This window comes from Psychrobacter sp., from assembly GCF_018260395.1.
Lineage (GTDB): Bacteria > Pseudomonadota > Gammaproteobacteria > Pseudomonadales > Moraxellaceae > Psychrobacter.
The window spans coordinates 1-3,032 of the sequence record NZ_JAGLBC010000201.1 but is presented as its reverse complement, the minus strand read 5'-3'; the positions used below and the strand labels follow the sequence as shown (position 1 = coordinate 3,032).

The window sequence follows — 3,032 nt, the reverse complement described above, 5'->3', positions numbered from 1 at the left end:
TAGCTAGACTGTGAAACATTTTATATCAAAATATTGTTACCATTTAACTTAAATTACTGGTTTAATATAGGTAATGATTTTTTGTTTGTCTAATTACTGTTGAACCTCGACAATTAAAACCATAACAGATAGTCGAAGTTAAATATTAAGTAGCGAACAGATTATATTTCTATAATTTTTAATTTTAAGGTTATCGTCATGATTGATGCAGACGGCTTTCGAGCCAATGTCGGTATCATCTTGGCTAATACACAAGGACAAGTACTATGGGCAAAACGAGTTGGTCATGATTCTTGGCAGTTCCCGCAAGGGGGTATCGACGAGGGGGAAACACCTTTAGATGCCATGTACCGAGAGCTGTGGGAGGAGGTAGGTTTATATCCTCGACACGTTCAGCTTCTAGCCGCTACAGATAACTGGCTGAGATATCGGCTACCTAAACGTTATATACGTCAAGGGCAACATCCTTTGTGTATTGGACAAAAACAAAAGTGGTTTTTGCTACAGCTAGATGAGCCGAATACAGAACATATCCGCTTTGACACAGCCAAACCAGAGTTTGACCATTGGGAATGGGTAAGCTACTGGTATCCACTAGGTCAGGTGGTTCATTTTAAACGTGGTGTGTATCGCCGTGCATTGCGAGAGCTGGCACGAGAGTTGCCGCTAAAAAAAGAATTGATTATCCCTGAACAGACCAATCATCTTATTCAGGTCTAGTTTTTTTACGAAACTCTTCGTTTTTATATTGTCTTCACTATTAAAAATGCCTGCATCAAATGTAGGCATTTTTGTTGCTTAAAATTATCTACGAAAGCATCCCATCACGGCTTAATAGCCACCTTCAACACACCATCACGCTGATTCATAAATAAGTCATACGCCTCAACGATATCATCTAGTTTGTAGGTATGAGTGACCATTTCAGACAAATCAATTCGACCTGATTCAATCACATTCATGAGACGTCGCATACGCTCTTTACCGCCTGGGCACAGTGCAGTGCGAATAGTGTGATCGCCAAGTCCTGCGGCAAAATATGCCATAGGAATAGTTAAGTCTTCTGAATAGACGCCTAAGCTTGAAAACGTACCACCGGGTTTAAGTATCGTCAATCCCTGCTCGAACGTAGACTGTAATCCCAATGCTTCAATACTGCTATCAACACCTCGCCCCCCTGTCAGCTTCATGACTTCATCGACGACATCCAATTCTTTAAAGTTCAAAGTAACATCAGCGCCCATTTTTTTGGCCATTACCAGACGATCGTCATTGCCATCTATAGCAATGATAGTTGATGCGCCTTTTAGCTTAGCGCCTGCTGTGGCACATAGCCCGATAGGCCCTTGGGCAAAAATAGCGACAACATCGCCAATTTGAATATTGGCATTTTCAGCGCCTTTAAAGCCTGTTGACATAATGTCAGGACACATCAATACTTGCTCATCGGTTAAGCCATCAGGCACAGGGGCTAGGTTTGCTTGAGCGTCTGGTACTAAAACATATTCAGCTTGAGTGCCATCAATGATATTGCCAAAGCGCCAGCCGCCCGTGGCTTTGTACCCATGACAAGCGCACGTACCGTCTGGTTGGATATAACCACCATCTTGAGAAGGAAGGCCATCTTGACAGGCATAAGAGCTAAAGCTTGGGCAGATCGCACCAGCGATAACTCGTTGCCCCTCTTCATAGCCCATCACTGCGCTGCCAAGCTTTTCAATAATACCAACAGGCTCATGACCGATAGTAAGATTTGGTGCTACAGGATATTCACCTTTAAAGATATGAATATCGGTGCCGCAAATTGTGGTGGTAGTTATTTTAATTAGCGCATCATTAGGGCCGACATCTGGTATTTTCTTTTCAGTTAGTTCAATTTTACCGGGTTCTACAAATATTAGGGTTTTCATCATACTCATGTCATATCATCCTTTTGTGTTGGCTTTTTTCAACAAAACGGTGTGCTCTTAGACAAGTAATCACTATTTGTTCCTATTGCACACTTGCTTACAACTAAAATATACCTTTGATATATGACAAGACCATTTAATCCACATTAATTTTATGGATTTTGGTAATTTAAAACTTCTATTTATAGTTTGTTAAAAATGATGAGAATACTCACGACTATCAAGCGTTAATGGTAAGTGGCCTTCTGCAGTGTCTGAGGCTTTATTGAGTTGCTCTAAATGAATCAAATCAGGGTTCGCAAGGTGTGAAGCTCGACGCATGGTCAATATGCTTTGGGTTCGGGTGCCATAAGTGGGCATTTCAGGCGTATCAATGCAAATAGAAGACAGCGCTTGTTCTAAAGACTTTGGCAGTCCTGTATCCGGCAGCTTATTGCTGGGGGCTTGTGTGGTATCTGACAAAACCTGCCATGCAGCATCTTGCCAGTAGTGTTTGTCACTGTTATAAAATTCAATACTTTCACTAATTAAAGGTAGTACTTCTTGACGTAATCGGCCACGCAAACGTTCAGACTTAAACCACGCCTCATCTGGTTGTCCATTTGAGACAATATGAAGACCGCTGTGAAGTGGCGTGGGTGGATAGCCTCGATTATTGACAATCACTGCTTGGTGAGTATCGCCTACAATAAGATTGAATCCTGCATAGGCTTGCAAGTCAATCTGGCGAGCAAAGGCTAGTGGTGATAAGTCACTGATTAAAAAATTAGCTACCAGCTCACCTCGAGAGCGTTGTTCTTCAATTGCTTTTACCCCATCTCTAAAATTTAACACCGCCGCCCATCGTCCATTTTGAGTCACAACTTTATTTTCTGCGCCATGTTGGTGCACGCCAAGCCAAGTTCCACCACTTTTATCATCGCGTCCTGCCAATATGGGTAAATCCATCCATTGGTGAGTAGTGGTCGTAGGACGATCTAAAAACTCATCTCTATTAGACAGTAGCACTAATGGCATCTCATCAAATAATTGCCAAGCTATAGCAGCTATACACATGAGCCTTCCTTATGTAATTGAATAGGTTAACAACAAGATATTTTGATTTGAAACCTTTGCACGAAC

3 protein-coding genes are annotated in these 3,032 nt (G+C 41.8%); 1 reads left to right on the top strand and 2 read right to left on the bottom strand.

Features of this window, described 5'->3' with window-relative positions:
- The first annotated feature begins 198 nt into the window (after nt 1-198).
- Nucleotides 199-720, top strand: coding sequence for an RNA pyrophosphohydrolase (locus QZ265_RS10400; protein WP_296405923.1), 522 nt, complete (start codon nt 199-201; stop codon nt 718-720).
- Between the two features lie 104 nt (nt 721-824).
- Here the strand turns inward: QZ265_RS10400 and QZ265_RS10395 are convergent, their stop codons facing one another.
- Both QZ265_RS10395 and QZ265_RS10390 read right to left on the bottom strand, forming a co-directional pair.
- Nucleotides 825-1,919, bottom strand: coding sequence for an NAD(P)-dependent alcohol dehydrogenase (locus QZ265_RS10395; RefSeq protein ID WP_296405921.1), 1,095 nt, complete (start codon nt 1,917-1,919; stop codon nt 825-827).
- Between the two features lie 183 nt (nt 1,920-2,102).
- Nucleotides 2,103-2,966, bottom strand: coding sequence for an NRDE family protein (locus tag QZ265_RS10390; protein WP_296405919.1), 864 nt, complete (start codon nt 2,964-2,966; stop codon nt 2,103-2,105).
- Nucleotides 2,967-3,032: the final 66 nt, after the last annotated feature.